Source organism: Paractinoplanes toevensis (assembly GCF_018332695.1).
Classification (GTDB): domain Bacteria; phylum Actinomycetota; class Actinomycetes; order Mycobacteriales; family Micromonosporaceae; genus Actinoplanes; species Actinoplanes toevensis.
Map to the genome: position 1 here is coordinate 1 of NZ_BOQN01000176.1, position 24,566 is coordinate 24,566.

The window sequence follows — 24,566 nt, forward strand, 5'->3', positions numbered from 1 at the left end:
CCGACGCCGCCGCCCGCTACGGCTTCGCCCGCGCCGAGACCGACTGGCGCGCCGTCGTCGAGGCGCCCGACGTCGACGCGGTCAGTGTCGCCGTCGCCAACAGCCTGCACCGCGAGATCACCGAGGCCGCCCTGGCCGCCGGCAAGCACGTGCTCTGCGAGAAACCACTCGCACCCAGCGTCGCCGAGGCCCAGTCCATGGTGGAGGCCGCGGCCGCCGCGCCCGGCCAGGTCGACGCGGTCGGCTTCACATTCCGTCGCTCCCCCGCGATCAACGCGATCAAGCAGCAGGTCGAGGGCCGGCTGGGGCGGGTGCGCCACTTCGTCGGCAACTACTGGTGCGACTACGGCTACGACCCGCAGCGCCCGATGAGCTGGCGCTACCTCGGTGGACCCGGCAGCGGCGTGCTCGCCGACATCGGCAGCCACATGGCCGACCTGGCCGAGTTCTTCTGCGGCCCGACCACCGGCGTGCAGGGCACGACGATGACCACGGTGGTCACCGACCGGCCGAAACCGCTCGGGGTGGCCGTGGGCCACGCCGGTGGCGTGCGGGTGAGCACCGAGCGGGTCGCCGTGGACAACGAGGACGTCTGCACGTTCACGACGTCCTACGGCGACGGCGCCGTCGGCACGTTCTCGCTGTCGCGCATCGCCTTCGGGCACGCCAACACGCTGCGGATCGACCTGTTCTGCGAGAACGGCACGGCGTCGTTCGACCTGACCCGGCCGGCCGAGTTCACCATCACCGATGCCGCGCCCGCCGCGGAGGTCAACGGCGCGCGCACCGTCTTCATCGGCCCCTGGCACCCCTACATCGCGCAGGGACTGCCGATGGACTTCCCCACCGTCGGCCACGGGCAGAACGACTTCTTCGTCTACCAGGCCCGCGCGTTCCTCGACCAGATCGCCGGCGACGTCACCCTGCCGCCGTGCCCCGACATGGCCCACGGCCTGCACAACCTGCGCGTCCTCGAGGCGGTCGTCTCCGCCACCGACAAGCCCGTCCAACTCTGAGGAGTCCGAGATGAAACTCGGTGCCTACACCGCCTGCCTGCACGACCGTTCCCTCGACGAGACACTGAAGATCCTCGGCGAGCTGGGTCTGACCAGCGCCGAGATCAACACCGGCGGCTTCATCGGCGCGCCGCACATCCCGATCGACGACATCCTGGCCGGCCCGGCCGCCCGCGAGGACTATCTCGGCCGGTTCACCCAGGCCGGCATCACCCTGACCGGCCTCAACGTCAACGGAAACCCGCTCAACCCCGACCCGCTGGTCGGCCCGCGTCACGCGGCCGATCTGCACCGCACCATCGAGGTGGCGGCCCTGCTCGGCGTCAAGCGGGTGGTCACCATGTCCGGCCTGCCCGGCAGCCACCCCGGCTGCCCGACCGCCAACTGGGTGGTCAACCCGTGGGACAGCCAGTGGCTCGATGTCCTCGATCACCAGTGGAACGAGGTGGCCGTCCCGTTCTGGAAGGACATCCAGGCCCGCGCCGCCGACGCCGACGTCAAGGTCTGCATCGAGATGCACCCGCACAACCTGGTCTTCAACCCACCGACCCTGCAGCGGCTGGCCGAGCAGACCAACGCCACCCACATCGGCGCCGAGATGGACCCGAGCCACCTGTTCTGGCAGGGCATCGACCCGGTGGCGGCCGTCGAACACCTGGGCGATCTGGTCTTCCACGCCGCCGCCAAGGACACCCGGATCAACGACGACAACGTCCGCCTGTTCGGCGTGCTCGACGACCGCTTCACCCGGGTGCCGCCCGTCCGCAACCCGCTCAACCTCGGCGGCAACAACACCCTCAACGAGTGGCCGTCCCGGCCGTCGTGGCAGTTCGTCGCGGTCGGCCGTGGCCACGGCCTGGAGGACTTCTGGGCACCCTTCCTGCGGGCGCTGTATGCCGTCGACCCCGACATGGCGGTGAACATCGAGCACGAGGACACCGAGCTCGACCAGATCGAGGGCCTACGGCAGGCCGCCGTAAACCTGCTTTCAGCGGCCCGCACGGCCGGCGTCTGACCTTCCGCCGCAACCGTTCCTTGACAATTCCACAGCGTGCAGCACGCCTGCTCAGGCCTGGCTCAGGTCGATGAGGTTGCCGTCCGGGTCGCCTATGCACGAGGTCCGGGGTTTCCAGGCGAAATCCGTCGGCGGGTGGGCCTCGGCGGCGCCGGCCGCCAGAGCACGCTCGTGGGCTTTACCGACGTCGTCCACGAGCAGGCCGAACCGGACCCGAGCATGCACGTCGCCCTCCTCCAGGGTGATCAGGAAGAACCGGTCCGAGCGGTAGGTGCCGAACTGAAGAGAGGAGATCGCCTCGTTGAAGACGACATCGAAGGCGGCGGTGTAGAAGGCTGCCGCCTTCTTGACATCGCCGACCGGAACACGGATCTGGACCGGTCGGACGGACTGTGGCGCGGGCATCGCGGTTCCCTTCCCGATGAATTCCTCGACGGCGACGATCCGCTGCGACAGCTCGCGTAGTTGGGCGATCAACCGCTCCCGATGGAGGTCCAGCGCCGAACGGATCTCGCCGCCGGGCCGGCCGAGCGCGGCGCGCACCTCGTCGATCGGCACGCCGACGGCGCGCAGGCCGCAGACCAGGCGGGCGTCGTCGATCTGGGCCCGGGAGTAGCGGCGATAGCCGCTGCCGGGATCGACCTGCGCGGGCTTGAGCAGGCCGATCTCGTCGTAGTGGCGAAGCGCGGGAATCGACAGGCCGGTCGCCGTGGCGAACGCCCCGATGTTGAGCAGATCGTCATCGTTCACCGGTCCAGCTTCGGGTCTCAGGCCACCGGAGAGTCAATCACCGATGCATGACCGGCGATTCGGGAGGTCACCACGTGCAGGGCAAAAAGGGCGTAACCGGCCAGGACCGGGACCAGCACGGGGTGCACGAACCAGGCGAGGAGCGCCGTCAAGGCCAGTACGGCGGCGGCCGCCAGCGGGGCGGCCGGCCGGGAGAGCGAGATCGAGAGTGCCGACCGGGCTGCTCCCCCGGAGTCGACCACTCCGGCGCGGACCGCGACCAGGGCGATGTATCCGGCGACGAACGCCGAGGCCGCCAGAACCGCGGTGAGGATCGGCCCTCCGCCCGGGACGGCGCCCCGGCGCAGGGCCGCCACGTCGATCACGACCAGGGTGATCGCGACGGCGATCGCCGGACCGGCGATCAGGCCGGGCAGCAGGCGGCGGCGGAAGACCACCCACAGGTCGATGAAGGACGGCCAGCGGCCCTGCGCGATCTGGTGCGCGATCGCGTAGCTGCCGGCCGCCACCGCCGCCCCCGCCGTGAACAGCGGGAGCGACAGCAGCGTCACGACGATGCCGAGCAGGGCCAGGTCGGCGGCGAGGCGCACGGAGTGTGGCATCGGGTCACCCCTTCAGGCCGCTGGTGTTGATGCCCTCGACGAGCAGTCGCTGGAACGCGATGAAGAAGAGGAACACCGGAACCAGCGACAGCAGGCTCATGGCGAACATCGGGCCGACCGAGCTCTCGCTGGTCGAGTCGATGAACAGGGTCAGGGCCACCGGCGCGGTGTAGTCCTTGAGGTCGGACAGGTACACCAGTTGCCGGAAGAAGTCGTTCCACGTCCAGATGAACGAGAAGATCGCCGTGGTGACCAGGGCGGGCCGGCTCAGTGGCAGCACCACGTGCCGGAACACGCCGTAGGGCGAGGCACCGTCGATCACTGCGGCCTCGTCCAGCTCGCGGGGGATGCCCCGCATGAACTGGACCATCAGGAAGACGAAGAACGCCTCGGTGGCCAGGAAGTGCGGCACCAGGAGAGGGAGGTACGGCCAGTCGCCACCCACCCAGCCGAGGGTCCGGAACAGGATGTACTGCGGGATGATCAGCACGTGCCCGGGCAGCAGCAGCGTGCCGATCATGATGGCGAACCAGAACCCCCGCAGCCGGAACCGCAACCGCCCGAGGGCGTAGGCCGCGAGCAGGCAGGAGATCGTGTTGCCGACCACGGTCAGGACCGCGACCATCGCACTGTTCAGGAAGAACCGGCCGAACACGAAGTCGAACTTGTGCCAGCCCTCGGAAAAGTTCCCCGGCGTGAAATCGGTCGGGAAGAGCCCGATGTTGCTGGCGATCTCCTCCGGCGACTTGAACGACGTGCCGATCATCCAGACCAACGGGTAGAGCACGACCGCCAGGATCACGATCAGCGCCAGCAGGCGCACCTTCGAGCGCATCACCGCTCCTCGGAGTCGGAGTAGTGGACCCAGAACCGCCCGGTGCTGAACAGCACCACGGTGATCGTGCCGACCACGAGCAGGAAGACCCAGGCCATCGCGGACGCGTAGCCCATGTTCAGCTCCACGAAGCCCGCGTTGTAGAGGCGCAGCGTGTACATGAGGGTGGTGTCGACCGGGCCGCCGGTGCCGTTGCTGAGCACGAACGCCGACGTGAAGCCCTGGAAGCCGTGAATGGTCTCCAGGACCAGGTTGAAGAAGATGACCGGGGAGAGCATCGGCAGCGTGATGTGGGCGAACTTGCGCCAGGCGCTGGCACCGTCCACCGACGCGGCCTCATACAGCTCGATCGGCACCTGTTTCAGACCGGCCAGGAAGATCACCATCGGGGCACCGAACTGCCAGATGGCCAGCAGCATGAGGGTGGGCAGCGCCCAGGTCGGGTCGTTCACCCACGCCTTGCCCTCGATCCCGAAGATCGACAAGAACGAGTTGAACGCACCGTCGCCGTTGAACATGCTGCGCCAGACGATGGCCAGCGCCACACTGCCGCCGAGCAGCGACGGCAGGTAGAACAGGCCCCGGAAGGCCGAGATGCCGCGCATGGCCTTGTTCAGCAGCAGCGCGACGCCGAGCGCCGCCGCCAGCTTCAGCGGCACCGCGATCAGTGCGAACGTCACGGTGACCCGCACCGCGTGCCAGTACTGCGGGTCGGCGGTGAACATCCGCCGGTAGTTGTCCAGCCCGATCCAGTTGGACTCGGTGACCGGAATGAGTGGGCTGTAGTCGGTGAAGCTGAGGTACAACGAGATCAGCATCGGGATCGCGGTGATACCCAGCAGGCCGAGCAGCCACGGAGAGAGAAAGACGTAGCCGGCGATGTCCTCACGGCGCCGGCGGCGGGCCACCCGGCCCCGCCGATGTGCGGCGGGAACCGGGGGCGCGGGCTCGGTCGGACGGACCGGCATCTGAGCCATTGTCACTGAATTTTCCTCAGCTCTGCCCGATGGCCGCCTTGGCGGCTGTGACGAATGCCGTGGCACCCGCCTCGGGGGTCGATCGACCGAAGGTCACTTCCTCCGCGATCCGGACCAGCTCGGTCTTCACCTTGCTGTGGCCCTTCGGCGGCACGCTCGGCGAGGTCGGACCGAACTTGGTGCCGAGCTCGTCCTGCACCTGGATGGTCTGCTTCATGCTCGGGTCGGTGACCGTGGCCGAGACGTCCTTGCGGACGTCGAGGTTCGGCGGCAGACCACGGTCGGTGCCGAGGATCTTGCCGGCCTCCGGGTCGTTGGCCAGGAAGTTGACGACGTCCACCGCGGCGTCCTTGTGCGGGCTGCCCCTGAAGACCGAGAAGTACATCGAGGCGCGCGCCCACTGGGCACTCGGGTCACCGGGGTAGGCGATGACGCCGAGCTCGCTCTTCGTGTTCTTCTTCAGTTCGGGCATCTGGTTGACCCAGACCCAGGAGGTGCCCGCCTTGCCGGTCACCACCAGCTGCTTGCTGACGCTGGAGTCGTTGCCCTCGTGGATGACGTCCGGCGTCGGGGTGGCCCCGGCCGCGCGAGCGTTCTTCCACAGCGTGAACCACTTGGCGATGTCGGCCTCGTCGAACGCGATCTTGTTGTCCTTGTACAGGTCCTTGCCGTTCTGCCGCAGGTAGACCCAGAGGGCCTGGTAGACGGCGCTCGGGTCCTGGGTGCCGGGCACCTTGGCGACCTTGGAGACGTTCGCCGCCCACGCGACGAAGTCCTCCCAGCTCATCCCGGTGGTGGGCGCGGGCAGCTTGAACTTGTCGAGCAGGGTCTTGTCGTACACCAGGCCCTGGGTGTTCTCGCCCATGGCGACGCCGGCCAGCTTCCCGTCGACCTCGCCGTACTCCTTGAGGCTCTTCGGGAACTTGGTGACGTCGAGCTTGCCGTCGCTGGTGTACGGCGTCAGGTCCAGGGTTACGCCGCGCTGCGCGTACTCCGCGATGAAGTTGTCGTCGATCTGGAAGACGTCCGGCGCGTTGCCGCCGGCGGTGAGCGTGGCGAGCTTGTCGAAGTAGCCCTGGTTGGCCTGCCAGGTCTTCTTGAACGTCACGTTCGGGTGCTTCGTCGTATAGAGAGCAAGCGCCTTGTCGGTCAGCTCGGCGCGCTTGTCGGCCCCCCACCAGAAGATGGAGAGCTCGACCTTGTCACTGCTGCTGCCGCCGTCGCTGGAGTCGTCGCCACAGGCGGCAGCCCCGAGGATCAGGGGCAGTGCCAGGGCGGCGGCGAGCAGGCGACGGCGGGTCCGGTGGGGCGCCGGGGTAGGTTGATCTGGCGTGGCGCTCCTCGTGATGGGATGCATGTCGTGTGGCTCCTTTTTAGGAAGCGACACCTCCGGGGACGATCACGTCGCCCGGGTCCGCAGGGCTGTGCGGACCCGGGCCCGGCCCCGTCGAGTCGCGAATGACCAACTCTGTCTGCAGGTGAAGGTGTGCGGTGGAGCGGCGGTCGTCGCCATGCGCGAGAAGCATGTCGACGGCCGCCCGACCCGCGGCGGCGGTGGGTGTCGCCACCGTGGTCAGCTTCGGACGGGTGAGCCGGCTGAGCATGATGTCGTCGATGCCGATGACGCTGACGTCCTCGGGGACGCGAGCCCCCGCGGTGAGCAGCCCTTCGATGAGGCCGATCGCCATCAGGTCGTTGTAGGCGAGCACGGCGGTGGCCCCGGCCCGCAACACGTCCTCGGCGACGCTGAGGCCGCCGATCTCGGTGGGCGGGTTGGGCCCGATGACAGACAGCTCGGCGTGGCCGGCCCGGGCCGTGGCGGTCGCGGAGCGCCGGATCTCCCGGCTGGTCCACGAACCCCGCGGCCCACTCAGTAGTGCGATGTCGCGGTGCCCCCGAGCGGTGAGGTGCTCGATGGCGAGCCGCGCGCCCTGGGCCACGTCCATCACGACGGCGGGGATGCCGGTGATCTGGCGGTTGACCACGACGAGCGGCACCTCGCGGCTGAGCTGCTCGATCAGCGTGTTGCTCATGCGCGGGCTGCACAGCAGGACGCCGTCGACCTGTTTGGCCAGGGCCCGCACCACCTCTTCCTCGAGCACCGGGTCCTCGTTGGTGTCGGCGACGAAGATGTGGTGGTCGTGCTTGCGGGCCTGGCTCTCGGCGGCCTTGATGAGCGGGGGGAAGAACGGGTTGGCGATGTCGGCCACGATCAGGCCGATGTTGTACGTGCGGCCGGTGATCAGCGCGCGGGCCGCCCGGTTGGGCCGGTAGCCCAGCTGTTCGGCGCACGCCAGCACACGACTGCGGGTGTTCGGGTTTACCAGATGGGGCGCCGAGAACGTGCGCGACACGGTGGAGATGTGCACACCGGACGCCCGAGCGACGTCGCGAATGGTGACGGACACGCTGCGGGCCTCCTCTTTCAAAGCACTGTGGACGATGTGGCCGTGGTCACTGGCAGTCACAATTAATGCAAGCGGTTGCACAACTGTCAATGTCGTTGTGTTGCATAAAGATTGCAGACGGGCACCCGAAAGGCGCTCTTAGCCGGGCAAATCCGGACGATAATCGCCTCGGTCATTGACTGCCGTGCATCGATCCGCCTAACTTCGCTGCAAACCTTTGTAGTCAGCCGGCTGGAGGAGACGTGTCCCGAGATCAGCGCCGCCGGATCGCCCTGGTCGGCGCCGGCGCCCGCGCCGAGATGTTCGTCCGAGCAATCACCGAGGACCACGCCCGCACCACCACGCTGGTGGCGCTGGCCGACGTCAACCAGGCCCGGATGGACGCGCACAACCGCTGGCTGAAAACGCCGGTCCCCACCTATCCGGCCGAGGCACTGAAGGATCTGATCGCCGCCGAGCGCGTCGACGAGGTCATCGTGACCAGCATGGACAGCACCCACGCCGGGCACATGGTCACCGCCCTCGACGCCGGCTGCGACGTGATCACCGAGAAGCCGATGACCGTCGACGCCGAGAGCGCCCGGCGCATCCTCGACGCGCAGAAGCGCAGCGGCAAACGGGTGCAGGTCACCTTCAACTACCGCTACAACCCGGTGCACGAGATGGTGCGCACCCTGCTGGCGGGCGGCGAGATCGGCGAGATCGGCTCGGTGCACTTCGAGTGGCTGCTCGACGTGCGGCACGGCGCCGACTACTTCCGCCGCTGGCACCGCGACAAGGCCAACTCCGGCGGCCTGCTGGTGCACAAGTCCGGCCACCACTTCGACCTGGTCAACTGGTGGCTCGGTGCGGCGCCCGAGGAGGTGTACGCCTCCGGCCGGCTCTTCTTCTACGGCGAGAACGGCCGGCGGCACGGGTATGCCCGCGACTACGATCGGGTGCACGGCAGTCCCGCGGCGCAGGGTGACCCGTTCGCCCTCGACCTGGCCGCCAACGACCGGCTGCGCGAGCTCTACCTCGACGCCGAGTCCGAGGACGGCTACCTGCGCGACCGCAACGTCTTCGCGCCCGGCATCACGATCGAGGACGACCTGTCGGTGCTGGTCCGCTACGACACCGGGGCGCGGATGACCTACCACCTGACGGCGTACGCGCCGTGGGAGGGCTACCGCCTCATGGTCAACGGCAGCAAGGGCCGGCTCGAGCTCGAGGTCGTCGAGTCCGACCACGTCAGCCCGGCCGCCGCCGGCGAGCTCAAGGGTGCCGCCGTGCACGGCATCGAGGCCGCCCCCGAGCAGGGCGGGGTCACCCTGACGATCCGGCCGTTCTGGGCACCGCCGTACGCCGTCGAGCTGCAACCGCACCGCCGCGAGGGGCACGGCGGGGCCGACCACCGGATGACCGCCGTCCTTCTCGGTGGGCAGACCGACCCGATGAACCGTTCCGCGACCGCCCGCGACGGCGCCCTGGCGCTGCTCACCGGCCTCGCCGCCAACCGCTCCCTGCAGACCGCCGAGCCGGTGCGCGTTGCCGACCTGCTCGACCTGAACTGATATCTGAGGTAACCGTGTCCGACCCGACGTTCGCCATCGACACGCGCCAGGCCGGCATCGCCCGCGAGCTCTACGAAGCCGTACGGGAAATGCCGTTGCTCTCGCCGCACGGCCATGTCGATCCCCGCCTGCTCGCCGACGACGAGCCCTTCCCCGATCCGGCGCGACTGCTCATCGTGCCCGATCACTACGTCACCCGGATGCTGCTCAGCCAGGGCATTCCCCCGTCGCGGCTGGGTGTGCCCCGGCGCGACGGCGGCCCGGTCGAGTCCGACGGCCGGACGATCTGGCGGCTGCTCGCTCAGAACTGGCACCTGTTCCGCGGCACCCCGTCCCGGCTGTGGATGGAACAGACGTTCCGCACCGTCTTCGGGGTGGAGACGCGGCTGCGCGCGGAGACCGCCGACGAGGTGTACGACGCGATCGCCGCCAGGCTGGCCGAACCGGGTTTCCGGCCGCGGGCACTGTTCGAGCGGTTCGGCATCGAGGTCCTCGCGACCACCGAGTCGCCCACCGACGACCTCGCCCAGCACGCGAAGCTGGCCGCCGACGGCTGGGGCGGCCCGGGCGGGCGGGTCATCTCGACGTTCCGGCCGGACAACGTGGTCGACATGGAGCGCCCGGACTGGCGCGACGCGATCGATGCGCTCGGCGAGATCGCCGGGGAGGACACCGGCACCTACGCGGGATATCTGGACGCGCTGCGCAGCCGCCGGGAGGCGTTCATCGCGGCCGGCACCACCTGCACCGACCACGGCCACCCCACGGCCCGCACCCTGTCGCTGAGCCCGGCCGAGGCGGCCACCCTCTACGACCGCGGGCTGCACGGAACGGCCACGGCCGAGGACGCCGAGACGTTCCGGGCGCACATGCTGCTGGAATTCGCCCGGATGTCGCTCGACGACGGCCTGGTCATGCAGATCCACCCGGGCGCGAACCGCAACCACAACCGCCGGCTGTACGCCGAGCACGGCCTGGACGTGGGCGGCGACATCCCGCAGGCCACCGACTACGTGCACGCGCTGCGGCCACTTCTGGACGCGTACGGCATGGATCCGAAGTTGCGGGTGGTGGTCTACACGCTCGACGAATACACGTTCAGCCGCGAACTGGCCCCGCTCGCCGGTGGTTACCCGGCCCTCTTCCTGGGCGCACCGTGGTGGTTCCTGGACACCCCGGACGCGATGCGCCGCTTCCGCGAGGCGGTCACCGACGCGGCCGGCTTCTACAACACGGCCGGGTTCGTCGACGACACCCGGGCGTTCTGCTCGATCCCGGTGCGGCACGACGTGGCCCGCCGTTCCGACGCCGCCTACCTGGCGTCGCTGGTCGCGCAGGACCGGCTGCCGCTGGACGAGGCCGCCGAGACCATGGCCGACCTGGCCTACCACCTACCGAAGCGCATCTTCAAGCTCGACGGGCCAAAACTCGACGGGACGGGCAAATGACCAAGATCAACAGCGTCAAGATCCATGACGTACGCTTCCCGACGGCCGCCGCCGGTGACGGGTCCGACTCGATCAACAAGGGCGACTACTCGGCCACCTACGTCGAGCTGTTCACCGACGGCCCGCACGTCGGCACCGGCTTCACCTTCACCAACGGCCGGGGCAACGAGATCACCTGCGCGGCGGTTCGGGCCCTCGCCCACCACGTCGAGGGCAAGACGCTCGGTGAGCTCTTGGACGTCGCCGCCCTGCGCAGCCTCACCGCCGACGTGCAACTGCGGTGGCTCGGCCCGGAGAAGGGCGCCCTGCACATGGCCACCGGCGCGATCGTCAACGCCGTCTGGGACCTGCGGGCGAAGATCGAGGGCAAGCCGATGTGGCAGCTCCTCGCCGAGATGCCCACCGCCGACCTGGTCGCCACCATCGACTTCCGGCACATCGACGACGCGCTCACCCCGGAGGACGCGGCCGCCATCCTGGACAAGGGCCGGGTCGGGCTCGAGGACCGGCTCGCCCAGCTGCGCAGCGACGGCTTCCCGTCCTACACGACCAGCGTCGGCTGGCTCGGTTACCCCGACGACAAGGTCCGGGCGCTGACCCGCGAGGCGTACGCCGAGGGCTGGCGGGCGATGAAGATGAAGGTCGGCGGCCCGATCGAGGACGACGTCCGGCGGGCCGGGATCATCCGCGACGAGATCGGCCCGGACGCACTGCTGATGATGGACGCCAACCAGATCTGGGGGGTCGGCGAGGCTATCGACAACATGGGCCGGCTGGCCGAATTCGATCCCTACTGGATCGAGGAGCCGACACACCCTGACGACATCCTCGGGCACGCTCGCATCCAGCAGGCGGTCGCGCCGATCCGGGTCGCCACCGGCGAGGTCGCGGCCAACCGGGTCATCTTCAAGCAGCTGCTGCAGGCCGACGCGATCCGGGTGATGCAGATCGACTCCTGCCGGGTCGCCGGCGTCCCCGAGGTCCTCGCCGAACTGCTCCTCGCGGCCAAGTTCGGGGTGCCGGTCTGCCCGCACTCCGGCGGCGTCGGCCTCTGCGAACTCGTCCAGCACCTGGCGATCTTCGACTACCTGCGGGTCGGCACGTCACTGGACGGCCGCATGGTCGAGTACGTCGACCACCTGCACGAACACTTCACCGATCCGGTGCGGACCAGGAACGGCCGATACCTGGTGCCCGAGGCACCCGGCTACAGCTCCGACCTCAAAGCGGAGTCGATCGCGGAGTACTCGTTCCCGGACGGGCCGGTGTGGCGATGAGCGACCGGCTGGGTCTGGCCACCCTCCCCCGCATCCCCGCGGCGAGCCGCCCGCGGATCACCCCGGGCGATGCCGGCGCCGGCATCGTCCACCTCGGACTCGGTGCGTTCTTCCGGGCCCACCAGGCCGTCTACACCGAGGACGCGCTGGCCGCGGCCGGCGGCGACTGGGGCATCATCGGCGTCGCACCCCGCTCGGCCACGGTCATCGAGCACCTGCGCGCGCAGGACGGCCTGTACAGCGTCACCACCCTCGCCGCCGAGGGCCGGTCCACCCGGGTGATCGGGGCGCTCGCCGGGCTGCGGCACGCCGCCGCCGATCCGGCCGCCGTGGTGGCCCTGCTGGCCGACCCGGCCATCAAGATCGTCACGCTCACCGTGACCGAGAAGGCCTACCGGCTCGATCCGGCCACCGGTCGCCTGCTGCTCGACGACGACCTGCGCGGCGACCTGGAGACCGACCGGGATCCCCGTACCGTTCCCGGTCTTCTCATTCGCGGCCTGGCCGCCCGCCGCCGGGCTGACGGCGGGCCGATCGCCCTGGTGAGCTGCGACAACCTGCCGTCCAACGGCCATCGGCTGCGCGGCCTGATCGACTATCTCGCGACCGCGACCGGCCTGACCGACTGGGTGCGGGCGAACGTGACGTTCCCCGGCACCATGGTCGACCGGATCGTCCCGGCGACCACGGCCGAGACCCTGGCCATCGCCGCCGCCGAGCTCGGGGTCCGCGACGAGGCCGGCGTGCACGGCGAGCCCTTCAGCCAGTGGATCATCGAGGACGACTTCCCGGCCGGCCGGCCCGCCTGGGAGCAGGCCGGCGCCGTGCTCACCGGCGACCCCCGGCCTTGGGAACACCTCAAGCTGCGCTCGCTCAACGGCGTGCACTCGGCGATCGCCTATCTCGGCGCGGTGGCCGGCCACGAGACCATCTACCAGGCCCTGGCCGTGCCCGGGATGGCCACCGCCATGCGGCGGTTCATCGCCGAGGACGTGGCACCCAGCTTCCAGCCTCCGCCCGGAACGACCACCATCGAGTACGGCGAACAGGTGCTGCACCGCTTCGCCAACCCGGCCATCGGGCACCGCACCGTGCAGGTCGCCATGGACGGCTCGCAGAAACTGCCGCAGCGGATCCTGCACACCATCCTCGACCGGCGCCGGGCCGGCGGCACCCCGCAGTGGGCGACCCTCGCGGTGGCCGCGTGGATGCGGTACGTGCGGGGCACCACCGACGACGGGCGCCCGCTCCCCCTCGACGACCCGCTGGCCGACCGGATCCGGCAGCGGCTCGCCGCGTCCCCGGCCACCCCGGCCGGCACCGTCGACGCACTGCTCGGCCTCGACACGATCTTCGCGCCCGAACTGGCCGGCGACGACGTCGTCCGGCAGTTGCTCGTGGACTGGCTGACCGAATTGGATAAGCACGGCGTGGAAGCGACCCTGGCCGGTGTGCGATGACCCCCACCATCGCACTGGTCGGCGCGAACGGGCACGGCCGGTGGCATCGGCGCCGCATCGCCGACCTGGAGGCGGCCGGCCGCGTACGGCTGACCGGCCTGGTCGACCTGCGGCCGCTCGAGCCGGACCCACCCGTACCCCCCGGGGTGCCGATTTTCACCGACCACCGCGACCTTCTCGCCGAGGGCGCCCCCGACGTGGTCGTGATTTGCACCCCGCCGCACACCCACCTGCAGATCGCGCTCGACGCGATCGCCGCCGGCAGCGACCTGATGCTGGAGAAACCGCCGGTGGCGTCGCTCGCGGCGCACCGCACCCTGGCCGCCGCGCTGGACTCGGCCGGGCGGTCCTGCCAGGTCGGGTTCCAGGCCCTCGGATCGGTGGCGTGGCAGCGGTTCCGGGACGCCCTGCCCGGCCTCGGGCCGATCAACGGCATCACCGCGACCGCGTCCTGGCAGCGCGACGACCTCTACTACGCGCGGGCGCCGTGGGCCGGCCGGCGGGCCGTCGGCGGGCGGCCGGTGGTCGACGGCGCCCTGGTCAATCCGCTCGCGCACGCCGTCATGCAGGCCATCGCGAGCGCGCAGGCGCTCGGCGCCGGGCGGCCGCGGCAGCTGACCGCCGAACGCTACCGGGTGCGGCCGATCGAGGTCGAGGACACCGCGTTCGCCCGGATCACGTTCGACGACGGGCTGCAGGTGATGATCGCGGTCACCCTGGCCGGAGAGGATTTCATCGCCGGCGAGATCGGGGCGCGCGGCACGGCCGGGAGCGCCCTGCTCGAATACCCGACCGATCGACTCGCGCTGCCGGGCTCCGGGCTGCGGGACGTGCCGGGGCGGACCGACCTGCTGACCAACCTGCTGGACCACCGTTCGAGTGGGGAACCGCTGCTCGTGCCGCTCCCGGTGACGGCCGACTTCACCGCGGTCCTGGAAGCGCTCACCGTGCCCGACGTGCCCGAGCCGCACCTGCTCGACGACAGCGTGGTGGTCGTCGAGGGATCGAAACGGACCATCCCCGGCATCAACGATCTCCTTCGCAAGGTCGTCGAGACCCTCGCCCTGCCGTCCGAGATGGGGGTTCCCTGGGCGGTCCGCCCCTTCACCCAGCGCCTTCCGGTCACGTAGGTTTCTGCGCAGAGCAGACAACTCTGGATCTTCGGGACCGGTCCGGTGTCGAGTGGTCGCATGACGCCCTACTGGCCCGTGATCAGCAACCCGGTGCTGCGCCGCCTGCTGCCCGGGCTGGCCGTCTCCGCCCTCGGCGACGGCATGGCGATCGTGGCGGTCAGCTGGCTGGCGCTGCGGCTGGCCACACCCGGCACCCGCGGCACCTGGGTGGCGTTCGCGGTGGCCGCCTACACCCTGCCCAGTGTGCTCGGCACGATCGTCCTCGGCCGATGGCTCGGCCATCGGGACGGCGCGCGGCTGGCCGGTTGGGACGCCACGTTGCGCGCCGCCAGCCTGGCGGCAATTCCTTTGGCGTACGCGCTGGGCACGCTCACGCCGCTGGTGTTCGTGATCCTGCTGGCCTGCTCGTCGCTGTTGCACTCGTGGGGGTCGGCGGGTCGTTACACGCTGATCGCCGAACTGCTACCGGCCGAGCACCACCTGGCCGGTAACGCCCTGATCGGGGCGATAGCCGAGGCCGCGGCGATCGGCGGCCCGCCGCTGGCCGGGTTCATCACCGCCGCGACCGGCCCGGTGTGGGTGATCGCGGCGGACGCGGCGACGTTCGCCGTCCTGGCGCTGAGCTACCGGTTCGCGGTGCCCCGCGCCGTCCGGGCCGCTCCCCCGCCCGCCACCGCCTCCCGGACCGCCGGCCTCCGGGTGATCCTGGGACACCGGCGGCTGGCCGGGTTGCTCGCCCTGACCTTCGGGTTCTTCTTCCTGTTCGGCCCGGTCTACGTGGCGCTGCCGCTGTACGTGGCCGACGACCTGGGCGGGTCGGCGGCGCTGCTGGGCTGGTTCTTCACCGCGTTCGGGGCGGGCGCCCTCGCCGGGGCACTGCTCACCGGATACCTGCGCCGGCTGCCACTGTGGCCGGTCACCATCGGGGTGGTCATCAGCTTCGGGCTCACCCTCGTGCCGATCGGGCTCGGCGCGCCGGTGGCGGTGTCCCTCGCCGCGCTGGCCGTCGGCGGGGCGATCTGGGCGCCCTACATGCCGACCGCGATGGCACTCCTCCAGCGCAGCACCACCCCCGGCAACCGCGCCCCGGTGCTGGCCGCCAACGGCGCCGTCACCGTCGTGTCGGTGCCGGCCGGGACGATCCTCGGCGGTCCGCTGGTCGGCCTGCTCGGAGCCCAGCACGCGCTGCTGCTGTGCGGCCTGACCATCACGCTCTTCGGGGTGGTGGCCGCGGCCCTGGTCACCCTGCATCGGCCAGCGATCGATATCGATTCGTTGGCGTCCTCGCCGCACATCCCGGGGTAGTCTGCCCGCCATGGTGAGCCGACTGCGCGCCATCACCATCGCCATCGCCTGGCTCCTGGCCGGGTTGGTGATCGGCGTCCTCGGCTTCGCCGCCGCCACCGACGGCCTCGACCTCCGCGGCACAGTGCTCAGCAGCCTGCTGTGGGGCGCCGTCTTCCTGCCCGGCTGCCTGGGGGTGGCCGGGCTGTGGGTGGCGGTCGGCGCCCGCAACGCCCGGTCGTCGGCGTCGCTCGGCGGCCAGGCGGCCCTGTTCGGCCTGGCCGCGGCCCTGGTCACGGTGATCCTGCTGGCCGCACTCGAACAGGCGATCGGCGGGTCGGCCTTCTGACCAGCGCGGGATCGGCGGTGACGTCCACTCCCGACTGTCGGCGCGGCAATCGAGAGGATCGCCGCATCCTGGCCGAATCCGACGACCCCGCCACCACCACCCTCGCCATGGTCAGCGGGGCCGGGCTTCGCCATCCGCCCGCGGGTGGATCGCCCTGGCGCTGGGCAATCTCTTCCTCCTACTCAACCTCGGCCCGGAGGACGACCCGCGCCCCGGCGGCGGATTCTTCGGCGGCCCTGGCCTCCTCGTTTCCGCGATCCTGGTCCGGGCCGCGATCCGCTGCCGGTCGCCGAGTTCGGAGCGGGCATCCGGGTGGCCGCAAACGCGGCAACGCACGCGCCACCGCAGGCCTGGGCGCCCAGGCCGCAGCGATCGGCGTGGCCTCCGCCGTTGCGGCCACCATGGCCTTCTTCTGTCTGAGAGGCTCAGCCGGCCTGCTGCTGTTCTGACCGCGTCTTCCGCGAGCAACCCGCTGACCCGTCGGTCGAGTGGCGGGCAGGACCGGGCTCGCGGCCAGCGGTGGTTGCGAGCCGGCCGGCGAGGCCGATGCGGTCAGGTCTGGGTGGCCGGCGCGGTGAGGATGGCCAATGGGGTCAGGTCAGGGTGGCGGCTATCTGGTCGCGGGTCAGGACGCCGTCGGCTACCAGGACGCGCAGGTGCCTGACCAGTGGCTCGGCGGGCTTTATCGGCAAGGGGTCGGTGAAGGCCAGGGCGGCGCACACGCCCACATAATCGTCGGTTCGGACGAACCAGCGGTCCTCGTCGGCCAGGCCGCGGAAGACCAGGGTGTAGCGGTCGGCCACCACCAGGGCCAGCCACGGGTCGGCGGAGCCGTGCGGGGTGTCGGTGGTGGCCGTGAACGCCACCGCCGGGCCGGGGGTGGCGCGCCAGAAGAAGCCGCCGTAGCCGGCGTCTCCGGGGCGGCCGTGGGTGGCCGGGCTGCCCAGGATGACTTCGGCCGCGGCCGGGGCGCTCAGGGCGTACGCGAAGGAAAGCTCCCAACCGTGCGGCGCGGCAGTGGCCGTCACCTCGCGGTGCTCGCGCAGCAGGACCTCGCCGTCGGCGGTGCGCCACTCCAGCTCTTCGGTGAAGCCGTCGGCGGTGGGCGCCGACGAGATCGAGCTGATGCGGCCGTGGTCGTCGAGCCAGACGTAGCCCTCGTCGCGGACGTAGGTTCGGCCGCCCCACAGGTTGTAGCCGGCCACGTCCGACATGGTCAGCGAGGCGCCCATGTGCCAGGGGTGGTCCTGGCAGAGGGCGTCGGTGACCACCACGCCGGAGAGGGTGCGGACCGGGTGCAGGTAGGGGCGCGGGGCCAGGCGGATGTCGAGGTCGGGGTCCTCGACGTAGGTGACGACCGGGACGCCGGCCACGCGGAGGGTGCTCATTCCGCGTAGGCGCGGTAGCCCGCGTACGCCTCGGCCAGGACCTCGGCGCCGGGGCGGGACCAGACGTCCTCATGGAAGACCTCCACCTCGACCCAGCCGTGGTAGCCGGCGCGGGCTACCGCGGTGGCGAATCGTCGCAGGTCCACGCAGCCGGTGCCGGGCAGGCCGCGGCCCAGCAGGACGCCCTCGGGCAGCGGCGTGATCCAGTCGGCCAGCTGGAAGGCGGCGATCCGGCCCTGCCGGCCTGCCTCCTCGATGTCCAGCCAGACCCGGTCGTCCCACCACAGGTGGTAGGTGTCGATCACGACGCCCACCGCGTCGGCGGGGTGCGGAGCGGCGATCTGCAGCGCCTGGCCGAGGGTGGAGACCACGCAGCGGTCCGAGGCGAACATCGGGTGCAGGGCCTCGATCGCCAGGCGCACGCCGGCTGCCCGGGCGTCGGGGACCAGCGCGCCGATCGCGTCGCCGACGTGCCGGCGGGCGCCGTCGATGTCGCGGGACTTGCCGGGCAGGCCGCCGCTCACCAGGACCAGGGTGTCGGTGCCCAGGGCGGCCGCCTCGTCGATGGCGCGGCGGTTGTTGTCGTACCAGTCGGCCTCGTGGAAGAAGCCGCTGCGGCACAGCGAGGACACCGTCAGGCCCGCGTCGCGGACCAGGGCGGCGGTCTTGTCCAGGCCGTATTCGGCGACCTCCTCGCGCCACAGGCCCACCGCGGGGACGCCGGCCGCCACGCAACCGGCGACCAGCTCGTCGATGGGCCAGCGCTTGGTGGTGGCCTGGTTGAGCGAGAAGCGTGTCATTTGTCCAGTCCAACCGTGGTCAGCCAAGCCTGGGCGCGGGCGGCGGCCAGGTCGGCGTCGGGCAGGATGCCGGCCTCGTCGGCCAGGCGCATGAGGGTGAGCAGGTGGCTCGGGGAGCGGCCGGCCTGCGCGCCGCCGACCATGGTGAGGTGGTCCTGGTGGCCGGCCAGCCAGTTCAGGAACACGATGCCGGTCTTGTAGTGGTAGGTCGGGGCCGCGAAGAGATGCCGGGCGAGCGGCACCGTGGCGTCCATGATGCGGTCGTAGGCCGGGAGGTCGCCGGCGTCCAGGGCGCGCAGCGCGGCCGCGGCGGGTGGGGCGATCACCGCGAAGACGCCGAGCAGAGCGTGCGAGTAGCCCGACGAATCACCCTTTATCAGGCTCGGGTAGTTGAAGTCGTCCCCCGTGTACATGCGGACGCCCTCCGGCAGCGCCCGGCGCATGTCGATCTCGCGGGAGGCGTCCAGAAGGGACATCTTGATGCCGTCGACCTTGTCGGCATGATCGTTGATGATCGACCGGACCACGTCGTCGCCGCCCCAGTAACCAGCCAGCAGCGGGTCGAACGCCTCCCCCAGCCAGTGCAGCAGCACCGGGCCGTCGGCCTGGGACAGCAACTCGCCGTAGACCCGCCGATAGTCGTCGGCATCGCGGGCGGCCGCCGCGAGATGCCGGGAACACATCAAAACCGGCTGGGCGCCGGCTTCCTGCACATCGGCCAGCTGTTCGGCGTACGCCTTCCGGATGTCGTCGATCGTCGCGGGGCCGGGCGGCAACTGGTCGGTGCCCACCCCGGCCACGATCGGACCGGTCGCCTCGGCGGCGCTGCGACGGATCAGCTCCCGGGTCGCCGGGTAGTCGAGGCCCGCTCCGCGCTGGGCGGTGTCCATCGCCTCGGCGACGCCGAAACCGTACGACCAGAGGTGGTGCCGGAAACGCAGCGTGGCGTCCCAGTCGAGTGCCGCCGGTGCGCCCGGGATGTTCTCGGCGTGCTGGTCGGCGGTGACCGGCGCCGCGGCGTACGCGATGCGGCTGTTGAATTTGGTCTTGTCGGCGGCGAAATCGGCGCCGCGGCCGGTGAAGTCGATCATCGATCCAGCTCCGGGATCTCGAGGCGGCGGCCCTCACGGGACGACTGCAGGCCGAGTTCGGCCACCTGCACGCCGCGGGCGCCGGCCCACAGGTCACCCACGTAGGGCTCGTCGGCGGCGACGTAGCGCAGGAACTGCTCCCACTGCGCGCGGAAGCCGTTGGGGAAGGTGTCGTTGTCCGGCACCTCCTGCCACTGCTCGCGGAAGCGCTGCGTGGTGGGCACGTCCGGGTCCCAGACCGGCTTCGGGGTGGCGGCCCGCGGCTGGATGCGGCAGTGGTGCAGGCCGGCCACGGCGCTGCCGTGCGTGCCGTCGACCTGGAACTCGACCAGCTCGTCGCGGTTGACCCGGACCGCCCAGGACGAGTTGATCTGGGCGACGATGCCGCCGTCCAGCTCGAAGATGCCGTAGGCGGCGTCGTCGGCGGTGGCGTCGTAGGCGGCGCTCTCCTCGTCCCAGCGGCGGTCGATGTGCGTAACCGCCCGCGCGGTCACCGCCCGCACCGGCCCGAACAGCTGCTCGAGCACGTAGTGCCAGTGCGGGAACATGTCCAGCACAATGCCGCCGCCGTCGGCCGCCCGGTAGTTCCAGCTCGGACGCTGGGCGGCCTGCCAATCACCTTCGAAAACCCAATAACCGAATTCCCCGCGTACGGAGAGAATCTTGCCGAAAAATCCACCCTCCACCAGACGGGCGAGTTTGCGCAGTCCCGGCAGGAACAGCTTGTCCTGCACCACGCCGTGCTTCACGCCCGCCGCGTCGGCCAGCCGGGCCAGGTCGATCGCCTGCTCCAGTGTCTCGGCCACCGGCTTCTCGGTGTAGATGTGCTTGCCGGCGTCGATCGCCATCTGCAGTGCCTTGACCCGGGCCGAGGTGACCTGGGCGTCGAAGTAGACCTGCACGTCGGGCCGGGCGAGCGCGGCCGGCAGGTCGGTGGTCCAGTCGGTGAGGCCGTGCCGCTCGGCGATGTCGCGCAGCTTGGTCTCGCTGCGGCCGACCAGCACCGGCTCGGGCCAGAGCACCGACCCGTCGCGTAGCGGCAGGCCGCCGTCCTGGCGGATGGCGAGAACGGAGCGGAGCAGGTGCTGACGCAGCCCCATTCGCCCGGTCACGCCGTTGAGCACGATTCCGATGGTCGTCCGGCCCATGCTGGAGGTCCTCCCACGATGGTCTGAACGCTTGAGGTAAGCGCTTTCCTAGACCGTAACGGGCGCGTCACCCCCTGAGCAAGAGCGACGACGGTATCCTCCCCGGTCATGGCCACATTGGCGGATGTCGCACGCCACGCGGGAGTCTCGACCGCGACCGCGTCCCGGATCATCAACGGCAGCTCCAAACCGGTAGCGGACGCGTTACGCACCCGGGTGCTCGCCGCCGTGGCCGAGCTCAAATACGTGCCCAACGCGCACGCCCAGATGCTGGCCCGATCGCACCGCAGCGCGGTCGGGGTGATCGTGCACGACGTGTCCGACCCCTACTTCGCCGAGATCACCCGCGGCCTGCAACGGGTCGCGACCGCGGACGGGCGCCTGGTCATCATCTGCAACAGCTTCCGCGAGCCGGACCGTGAGCTGGAATACATCGACCTGCTCCATGCCCACCAGGTGGCGGCGATCGTGATCGCCGGATCGGGTTACCTCGACCCGGCGACCGCCGCCCGGCTCGACGACCGACTGCGGGCCTTCGAGGCCACCGGCGGCCGGATCGCGGTGATCGGCCGGCACGAACACACCGGCGACGCGGTGCTGCCCGACAACGAGCAGGGCGGCTTCCTGGCCGGCGAGCACCTGTTCACGCTGGGCCACACCGAGATCGCGGTGATAGCCGGCCCGTCCTACCTGACGACGACCGCCGACCGCCTCAAGGGCCTGCAGAACGCCGCAAGAAAATATGGCATCAAGCTGCCCAAGAAGCGGATTTACCATGCCGACTTCACCCGCGACGGCGGCGAGGAGATGGCCGCCCGGGTGCTCGCCGACGAGCCCGAGGTCACCGCGATCGCCGCACTCAACGACTCGATGGCGGTCGGCGCCCTGGCGGCACTGCGCACGTCGGGCGACCGGCGGGTGGCGGTGATCGGCTTCGACGACATGCCGATCGCCCGCGACGTCACACCGTCCCTGACCTCGGTGCGGCTACCGCTCACCGCACTGGGCGAGCGGGCGATGGCCCTGGCCCTGGGCGCGGCCGTGGAGAGCCCGAGAGTGGAACACGTCGAGGCCGAGTTGGTGGTCCGGCAGAGCACCTGGCCACGCTGACCGGAAGCCGGTCCTGCCGACGCGGTGATGCGGCCGACCCCCGCTGACGGCTTGGCGCCGGACGAAGCGGCCGGTGCGGCCGATCTTGCCGACCGGGCGGATGCCGGCCGACCCCGCCGACGGCATGGCGCCGGCCGGTGTGGCCGGCTAATGGGTGCCGGCCGGTGAAGTGGTGTCGGCCGGGCGGATTCGCAGGGTTGCCTCCCTTGCCGGGGAGCTGGTTACCAGCGCGGCTTCCGTGCCGTATTTGGTGCGGTAGGCGGCGTCGATGGCCTCCGCCGGGCCGGGGTCGGGGCTGAAGGTCACGTCGCGGGTCAGGGTGCCGGTGGTGATCCGGCCGCGCTGCTGGTGGGCGCGGCTCGGAACCAGGCGGAGTCGCGGCCTCGGAACGCTCGGACGTAGAGCTCGCCGCCGACGACGACCATGCCGAGCTCGACCACCCGGGCCGGGTCGGTTCCGGCGGTCAGCCGCAGGGAGCGGGCGGCGTTCAGCGTCACCATCTCCCGGGCCTCGAAAGTCTGCATGTGGTGAGCCTGCCTCACCGGGCGGCCGGTCGCCCCCGGGTGCGTCCCTGGTCAGCCCCCGGTTAACGGTTGGGCATTGACGGCGGGTGATGAATGGTCATAGCGTGCGCAGGAAAGGCCTTTCCCAAGGAGTTTCCGATGCGCCGACGTAGGTTTCTCGAACTTGCCGGTGGCGGGGCCGCCGGCGCCGTCCTCACCGCTACCGTGGCGTCGCCCGCGCGGGCCGGCACTCCCCCGTTCGCGGTCGTCGCCCGGGACGGCAGTGGTGACTTCGCCTCCGTCCAGGCGGCCGTCGACGCGGTGCCGGCCGGCAACACCGAGCCGCTGACCATCGCGATCAAGCCAGGGGTCTACCGCGGGCAGGTCATCGTGCCGTCGTCCAAGCCGTTCATCACGCTCGCGGGACTGGGCGGCACACCCAGCTCCGTGGTGGTCGCCGACGACCGGGCCAACGGGACGCCCAAGCCGGACGGCAGCGGCACCTGGGGCACCTCCGGCAGCGCCTCGGTCACGGTCGACGGGGCCGGGTTCCGCGCCCGGAACCTCACCTTCGCCAATCTCTTCGACGAGGCCGCGCACCCGGAGATCACCTCCAAGCAGGCCGTGGCGATCCTGACCCGGGCCGACCGGATCGAGTTCGACCGGGTGCGGTTCCTGGCCAACCAGGACACGCTCTACATCAACAGCAGCGCGGCGGGTGTGGTCGCCCGTGCCTACTTCCGGGACTGCTACGTCGAGGGCGACGTCGATTTCATCTTCGGGCGGGCCACCGCCGTCCTCGACGGCTGCCGGATCCACTCGCTCAACCGCGGAACCAGCCCCAACGGGTACGTGACGGCACCCAGCACCGACATCAACAATCCGTACGGGTTCCTCTTCCACCGCTGCATGCTCACCTCCGACGCGCCGGCCGGAACCGTCTTCCTGGGGCGCCCGTGGCATCCCAGCAACGACCCGAACGCGGTCGGGCAGACGATCATCCGGGAGTCGTGGATCGGGTCGCACATCGGCGCCACCCCCTGGTCCGACTTCGGGACGTGGCCGTGGCGGGACGCCCGGTTCGGCGAATTCCGCAACCGCGGGCCCGGCGCCGTCGTGACCGCCGACCGGCCGCAGCTCACCCCGAGCGAGGCGGCCGGCTACACGGTCGCGGCGTTCCTGCGCGGCACCGACGGGTGGCGCCCGCAATCGTGCCGGTAACCACCCGACGGCCGTAATAGGCATACGGGTTTTGCATCTTTCGGCCGAACGGCCGGTACTCGTCCACGGCCGGGACTTCCACACTGGCCCGGTGATGAATCAGACACCGGTCTGGATGCCACCGCAAAAGCGCGGCTTCTGGTCGCGGCTCACGCCGGTCCAGCGGGTCGGGCTGATAGCCGCGGCCCTGATACTGCCATGCTGCGGCGGGCTCACCGCGATCGGCGCGCTGACCGACTCGCCGAAGCCGGTCGCCACCGACCTGCCGGCCACCGAGCAACTGGCCGCCGAGCCGTCCGCCACACCGGGCGACGCACTGGCCGGCGGGCTGTCCGCCACACCCGGCGACCCACCGGACGACGCGCCGGCGGGCGGGCTGTCCGCCACGCCGGGCGACACACCGGACGACCCGCCGACCACCGAGGCGGCCACCACCGCGGCCACCACGACGAAGACCGTCAAGGTCACGAAGGCGGTCGGCTTCTCGACGAAGACGGTCAAGGACGACAACCTCGAAGAAGGCAAGACACGCGTACGGACGAAAGGCGTGCCCGGCGTCCGCACCCTCACCTACCGGGTCGTCGTCTCCGGCGGTAAGGAGGCGAGCCGCAAGCTGGTCAGCGACGTCGTCACCCGGAAACCGGTGACCAAGGTCGTCGCGATCGGCACCAAGACGGCCGGCGACGGCTGCGACCCCAACTACGACCCGTGTGTCCCGGTCGCGAGCGACGTCGACTGCGCGGGCGGCAGCGGCAACGGCCCGGCCTATGTGGACGGTCCGATCACCGTGATCGGCGACGACGTGTACGACCTCGACCGGGACGGCGACGGCGTCGCCTGCGACAGCTGACCGGGGGGTGACAGCCATGGACACGCCGGACCCGGAACCGATCAGCACGGCGGTGGCCAGCCTGCGCATGCTGCTGGACGACGAGGCCGAGGTCTTCGAGCACGGCCACCTGCCGGCCCTGGTGTGGCGCGACTCCGGCTGGCAGAACAACCGGCCGTCCCGCTTCGCCCGGGCACTGCGCAACGCCTGGCGAGGAGTTTGAGCGGGCCCGCCCAGCGGGAAACTCGATCTCACTCGGTGTTGGGGAGGCAGCGGTGCAGGCACAGGACTATGTGGTGGCAATCATCTTCGGCGCGCTGATCGGCGTGGTGGCCCGGGTCCTGCTGCCGGGCCGCCAGCGCATCGGCG

23 protein-coding genes and 1 pseudogene are annotated in these 24,566 nt (G+C 70.7%); 13 read left to right on the top strand and 11 right to left on the bottom strand.

From position 1 onward, the window contains the following. Both Ato02nite_RS49125 and Ato02nite_RS49130 read left to right on the top strand, forming a co-directional pair. Window positions 1-1,016 (top strand): Gfo/Idh/MocA family protein (locus Ato02nite_RS49125; RefSeq protein WP_213013635.1); only part of this gene is annotated, 1,016 nt, incomplete at its 5' end. A 10-nt stretch (window positions 1,017-1,026) separates the two neighbouring features. Beyond that, window positions 1,027-2,031: a sugar phosphate isomerase/epimerase family protein gene (locus Ato02nite_RS49130; protein ID WP_213013636.1), complete on the top strand. Its 1,005-nt coding sequence runs from the start codon at window positions 1,027-1,029 to the stop codon at window positions 2,029-2,031. Window positions 2,032-2,082: 51 nt separating this feature from the next. On the opposite strand, the gene Ato02nite_RS49135 is transcribed toward Ato02nite_RS49130, so the two are convergent. Genes Ato02nite_RS49135 through Ato02nite_RS49160 form a run of 6 tightly spaced genes read right to left on the bottom strand, consistent with a single transcriptional unit; the run spans window position 2,083 to window position 7,603 of the window. Beyond that, entirely contained in the window at window positions 2,083-2,781 is a 699-nt protein-coding gene (locus Ato02nite_RS49135) for a MerR family transcriptional regulator (RefSeq protein ID WP_213013637.1), read from the bottom strand. Between the two features lie 17 nt (window positions 2,782-2,798). Next, window positions 2,799-3,383, bottom strand: coding sequence for a DUF624 domain-containing protein (locus tag Ato02nite_RS49140; RefSeq protein ID WP_213013638.1), 585 nt, complete (start codon window positions 3,381-3,383; stop codon window positions 2,799-2,801). Between the two features lie 4 nt (window positions 3,384-3,387). Further along, window positions 3,388-4,218 (bottom strand): carbohydrate ABC transporter permease, encoded by an 831-nt coding sequence (locus Ato02nite_RS49145; RefSeq protein WP_213013639.1) that lies wholly within the window; start codon window positions 4,216-4,218, stop codon window positions 3,388-3,390. Further along, complete coding sequence (locus Ato02nite_RS49150) at window positions 4,218-5,186, bottom strand: carbohydrate ABC transporter permease (RefSeq protein WP_246608221.1); 969 nt, start codon at window positions 5,184-5,186, stop codon at window positions 4,218-4,220. The genes Ato02nite_RS49145 and Ato02nite_RS49150 overlap by 1 nt, the downstream gene beginning before the upstream one ends. Before the next feature lie 25 nt (window positions 5,187-5,211). Then, window positions 5,212-6,552 carry an ABC transporter substrate-binding protein gene (locus Ato02nite_RS49155; protein ID WP_213013640.1) on the bottom strand — a complete coding sequence of 447 codons (1,341 nt, stop codon included), beginning with the start codon at window positions 6,550-6,552 and terminating at the stop codon, window positions 5,212-5,214. Window positions 6,553-6,568: 16 nt separating this feature from the next. Beyond that, window positions 6,569-7,603, bottom strand: a complete 1,035-nt coding sequence (locus Ato02nite_RS49160; protein ID WP_213013641.1) for a LacI family DNA-binding transcriptional regulator — start codon at window positions 7,601-7,603, stop codon at window positions 6,569-6,571. 242 nt (window positions 7,604-7,845) lie between these two features. Between Ato02nite_RS49160 and Ato02nite_RS49165 the strand changes: the two genes are divergently transcribed. From Ato02nite_RS49165 to Ato02nite_RS49195, 7 genes are read left to right on the top strand one after another with little or no spacing between them, the layout of a single operon-like run. Next, window positions 7,846-9,156, top strand: a complete 1,311-nt coding sequence (locus Ato02nite_RS49165; protein ID WP_213013642.1) for a Gfo/Idh/MocA family protein — start codon at window positions 7,846-7,848, stop codon at window positions 9,154-9,156. A gap of 14 nt (window positions 9,157-9,170) precedes the next feature. Next, a complete protein-coding gene (gene uxaC / locus Ato02nite_RS49170) occupies window positions 9,171-10,604 on the top strand; it encodes a glucuronate isomerase (protein WP_213013643.1) in 1,434 nt (477 codons plus the stop codon). Continuing rightward, on the top strand, window positions 10,601-11,881 hold the full coding sequence (locus Ato02nite_RS49175; protein WP_213013644.1) for an enolase C-terminal domain-like protein: 1,281 nt from the start codon (window positions 10,601-10,603) through the stop codon (window positions 11,879-11,881). The genes uxaC and Ato02nite_RS49175 overlap by 4 nt, the downstream gene beginning before the upstream one ends. After that, window positions 11,878-13,341 carry a mannitol dehydrogenase family protein gene (locus Ato02nite_RS49180; protein ID WP_213013645.1) on the top strand — a complete coding sequence of 488 codons (1,464 nt, stop codon included), beginning with the start codon at window positions 11,878-11,880 and terminating at the stop codon, window positions 13,339-13,341. The genes Ato02nite_RS49175 and Ato02nite_RS49180 overlap by 4 nt, the downstream gene beginning before the upstream one ends. Continuing rightward, window positions 13,338-14,471, top strand: coding sequence for a Gfo/Idh/MocA family protein (locus Ato02nite_RS49185; RefSeq protein WP_213013646.1), 1,134 nt, complete (start codon window positions 13,338-13,340; stop codon window positions 14,469-14,471). The genes Ato02nite_RS49180 and Ato02nite_RS49185 overlap by 4 nt, the downstream gene beginning before the upstream one ends. 60 nt (window positions 14,472-14,531) lie before the next feature. Next, a complete protein-coding gene (locus Ato02nite_RS49190) occupies window positions 14,532-15,779 on the top strand; it encodes an MFS transporter (RefSeq protein WP_213013647.1) in 1,248 nt (415 codons plus the stop codon). Window positions 15,780-15,789: 10 nt separating this feature from the next. Further along, the gene (locus Ato02nite_RS49195; protein ID WP_213013648.1) at window positions 15,790-16,107 is read left to right on the top strand and encodes a hypothetical protein; all 318 of its coding nucleotides are present in this window, start codon (window positions 15,790-15,792) and stop codon (window positions 16,105-16,107) included. A gap of 593 nt (window positions 16,108-16,700) precedes the next feature. Here Ato02nite_RS49195 and Ato02nite_RS49200 read toward each other — a convergent pair. From Ato02nite_RS49200 to Ato02nite_RS49215, 4 genes are read right to left on the bottom strand one after another with little or no spacing between them, the layout of a single operon-like run. Beyond that, a complete protein-coding gene (locus Ato02nite_RS49200) occupies window positions 16,701-17,495 on the bottom strand; it encodes a DUF6807 domain-containing protein (RefSeq protein WP_213013649.1) in 795 nt (264 codons plus the stop codon). Continuing rightward, window positions 17,492-18,295 (bottom strand): sugar phosphate isomerase/epimerase family protein, encoded by an 804-nt coding sequence (locus Ato02nite_RS49205; protein WP_213013650.1) that lies wholly within the window; start codon window positions 18,293-18,295, stop codon window positions 17,492-17,494. The genes Ato02nite_RS49200 and Ato02nite_RS49205 overlap by 4 nt, the downstream gene beginning before the upstream one ends. Further along, the gene (locus Ato02nite_RS49210) at window positions 18,292-19,386 is read right to left on the bottom strand and encodes a DUF993 family protein (protein ID WP_213013651.1); all 1,095 of its coding nucleotides are present in this window, start codon (window positions 19,384-19,386) and stop codon (window positions 18,292-18,294) included. The genes Ato02nite_RS49205 and Ato02nite_RS49210 overlap by 4 nt, the downstream gene beginning before the upstream one ends. Then, window positions 19,383-20,534: a Gfo/Idh/MocA family protein gene (locus Ato02nite_RS49215; RefSeq protein WP_213013652.1), complete on the bottom strand. Its 1,152-nt coding sequence runs from the start codon at window positions 20,532-20,534 to the stop codon at window positions 19,383-19,385. The genes Ato02nite_RS49210 and Ato02nite_RS49215 overlap by 4 nt, the downstream gene beginning before the upstream one ends. A 108-nt stretch (window positions 20,535-20,642) precedes the next feature. Here Ato02nite_RS49215 and Ato02nite_RS49220 point away from each other — a divergent pair, with 108 nt between their 5' ends. Then, on the top strand, window positions 20,643-21,644 hold the full coding sequence (locus tag Ato02nite_RS49220; RefSeq protein WP_213013653.1) for a LacI family DNA-binding transcriptional regulator: 1,002 nt from the start codon (window positions 20,643-20,645) through the stop codon (window positions 21,642-21,644). A 147-nt stretch (window positions 21,645-21,791) separates the two neighbouring features. Here Ato02nite_RS49220 and Ato02nite_RS53180 read toward each other — a convergent pair. Then, window positions 21,792-22,168: pseudogene (locus tag Ato02nite_RS53180) on the bottom strand (DUF2255 family protein). A gap of 138 nt (window positions 22,169-22,306) precedes the next feature. Between Ato02nite_RS53180 and Ato02nite_RS49230 the strand changes: the two are divergent. The 3 genes from Ato02nite_RS49230 (at window position 22,307) to Ato02nite_RS49240 (ending at window position 24,420) form a co-directional block, all read left to right on the top strand. After that, window positions 22,307-23,368, top strand: a complete 1,062-nt coding sequence (locus Ato02nite_RS49230; protein WP_213013654.1) for a pectinesterase family protein — start codon at window positions 22,307-22,309, stop codon at window positions 23,366-23,368. Window positions 23,369-23,462: 94 nt separating this feature from the next. After that, window positions 23,463-24,218: a G5 domain-containing protein gene (locus tag Ato02nite_RS49235; RefSeq protein WP_213013658.1), complete on the top strand. Its 756-nt coding sequence runs from the start codon at window positions 23,463-23,465 to the stop codon at window positions 24,216-24,218. A gap of 16 nt (window positions 24,219-24,234) precedes the next feature. Then, complete coding sequence (locus Ato02nite_RS49240; RefSeq protein ID WP_213013655.1) at window positions 24,235-24,420, top strand: hypothetical protein; 186 nt, start codon at window positions 24,235-24,237, stop codon at window positions 24,418-24,420. The last annotated feature ends 146 nt before the right edge of the window (window positions 24,421-24,566 follow it).

Bases quoted from the DNA above. Each gene is read 5' to 3' on its own strand.
- Ato02nite_RS49155 (WP_213013640.1), bottom strand. From the start codon at position 6,552: ATGCATCCCATCACGAGGAGCGCCACGCCAGATCAACCTACCCCGGCG.
- Ato02nite_RS49190 (WP_213013647.1), top strand. From the start codon at position 14,532: ATGACGCCCTACTGGCCCGTGATCAGCAACCCGGTGCTGCGCCGCCTG.
- Ato02nite_RS49130 (WP_213013636.1), top strand. From the start codon at position 1,027: ATGAAACTCGGTGCCTACACCGCCTGCCTGCACGACCGTTCCCTCGAC.
- Ato02nite_RS49205 (WP_213013650.1), bottom strand. From the start codon at position 18,295: ATGACACGCTTCTCGCTCAACCAGGCCACCACCAAGCGCTGGCCCATC.
- Ato02nite_RS49195 (WP_213013648.1), top strand. From the start codon at position 15,790: ATGGTGAGCCGACTGCGCGCCATCACCATCGCCATCGCCTGGCTCCTG.
- Ato02nite_RS49200 (WP_213013649.1), bottom strand. From the start codon at position 17,495: ATGAGCACCCTCCGCGTGGCCGGCGTCCCGGTCGTCACCTACGTCGAG.
- Ato02nite_RS49220 (WP_213013653.1), top strand. From the start codon at position 20,643: ATGGCCACATTGGCGGATGTCGCACGCCACGCGGGAGTCTCGACCGCG.
- Ato02nite_RS49235 (WP_213013658.1), top strand. From the start codon at position 23,463: ATGAATCAGACACCGGTCTGGATGCCACCGCAAAAGCGCGGCTTCTGG.
- Ato02nite_RS49210 (WP_213013651.1), bottom strand. From the start codon at position 19,386: ATGATCGACTTCACCGGCCGCGGCGCCGATTTCGCCGCCGACAAGACC.
- Ato02nite_RS49230 (WP_213013654.1), top strand. From the start codon at position 22,307: ATGCGCCGACGTAGGTTTCTCGAACTTGCCGGTGGCGGGGCCGCCGGC.
- Ato02nite_RS49150 (WP_246608221.1), bottom strand. From the start codon at position 5,186: ATGCCGGTCCGTCCGACCGAGCCCGCGCCCCCGGTTCCCGCCGCACAT.
- Ato02nite_RS49185 (WP_213013646.1), top strand. From the start codon at position 13,338: ATGACCCCCACCATCGCACTGGTCGGCGCGAACGGGCACGGCCGGTGG.
- Ato02nite_RS49140 (WP_213013638.1), bottom strand. From the start codon at position 3,383: ATGCCACACTCCGTGCGCCTCGCCGCCGACCTGGCCCTGCTCGGCATC.
- Ato02nite_RS49175 (WP_213013644.1), top strand. From the start codon at position 10,601: ATGACCAAGATCAACAGCGTCAAGATCCATGACGTACGCTTCCCGACG.
- Ato02nite_RS49145 (WP_213013639.1), bottom strand. From the start codon at position 4,218: ATGCGCTCGAAGGTGCGCCTGCTGGCGCTGATCGTGATCCTGGCGGTC.
- Ato02nite_RS49180 (WP_213013645.1), top strand. From the start codon at position 11,878: ATGAGCGACCGGCTGGGTCTGGCCACCCTCCCCCGCATCCCCGCGGCG.
- Ato02nite_RS49240 (WP_213013655.1), top strand. From the start codon at position 24,235: ATGGACACGCCGGACCCGGAACCGATCAGCACGGCGGTGGCCAGCCTG.
- Ato02nite_RS49215 (WP_213013652.1), bottom strand. From the start codon at position 20,534: ATGGGCCGGACGACCATCGGAATCGTGCTCAACGGCGTGACCGGGCGA.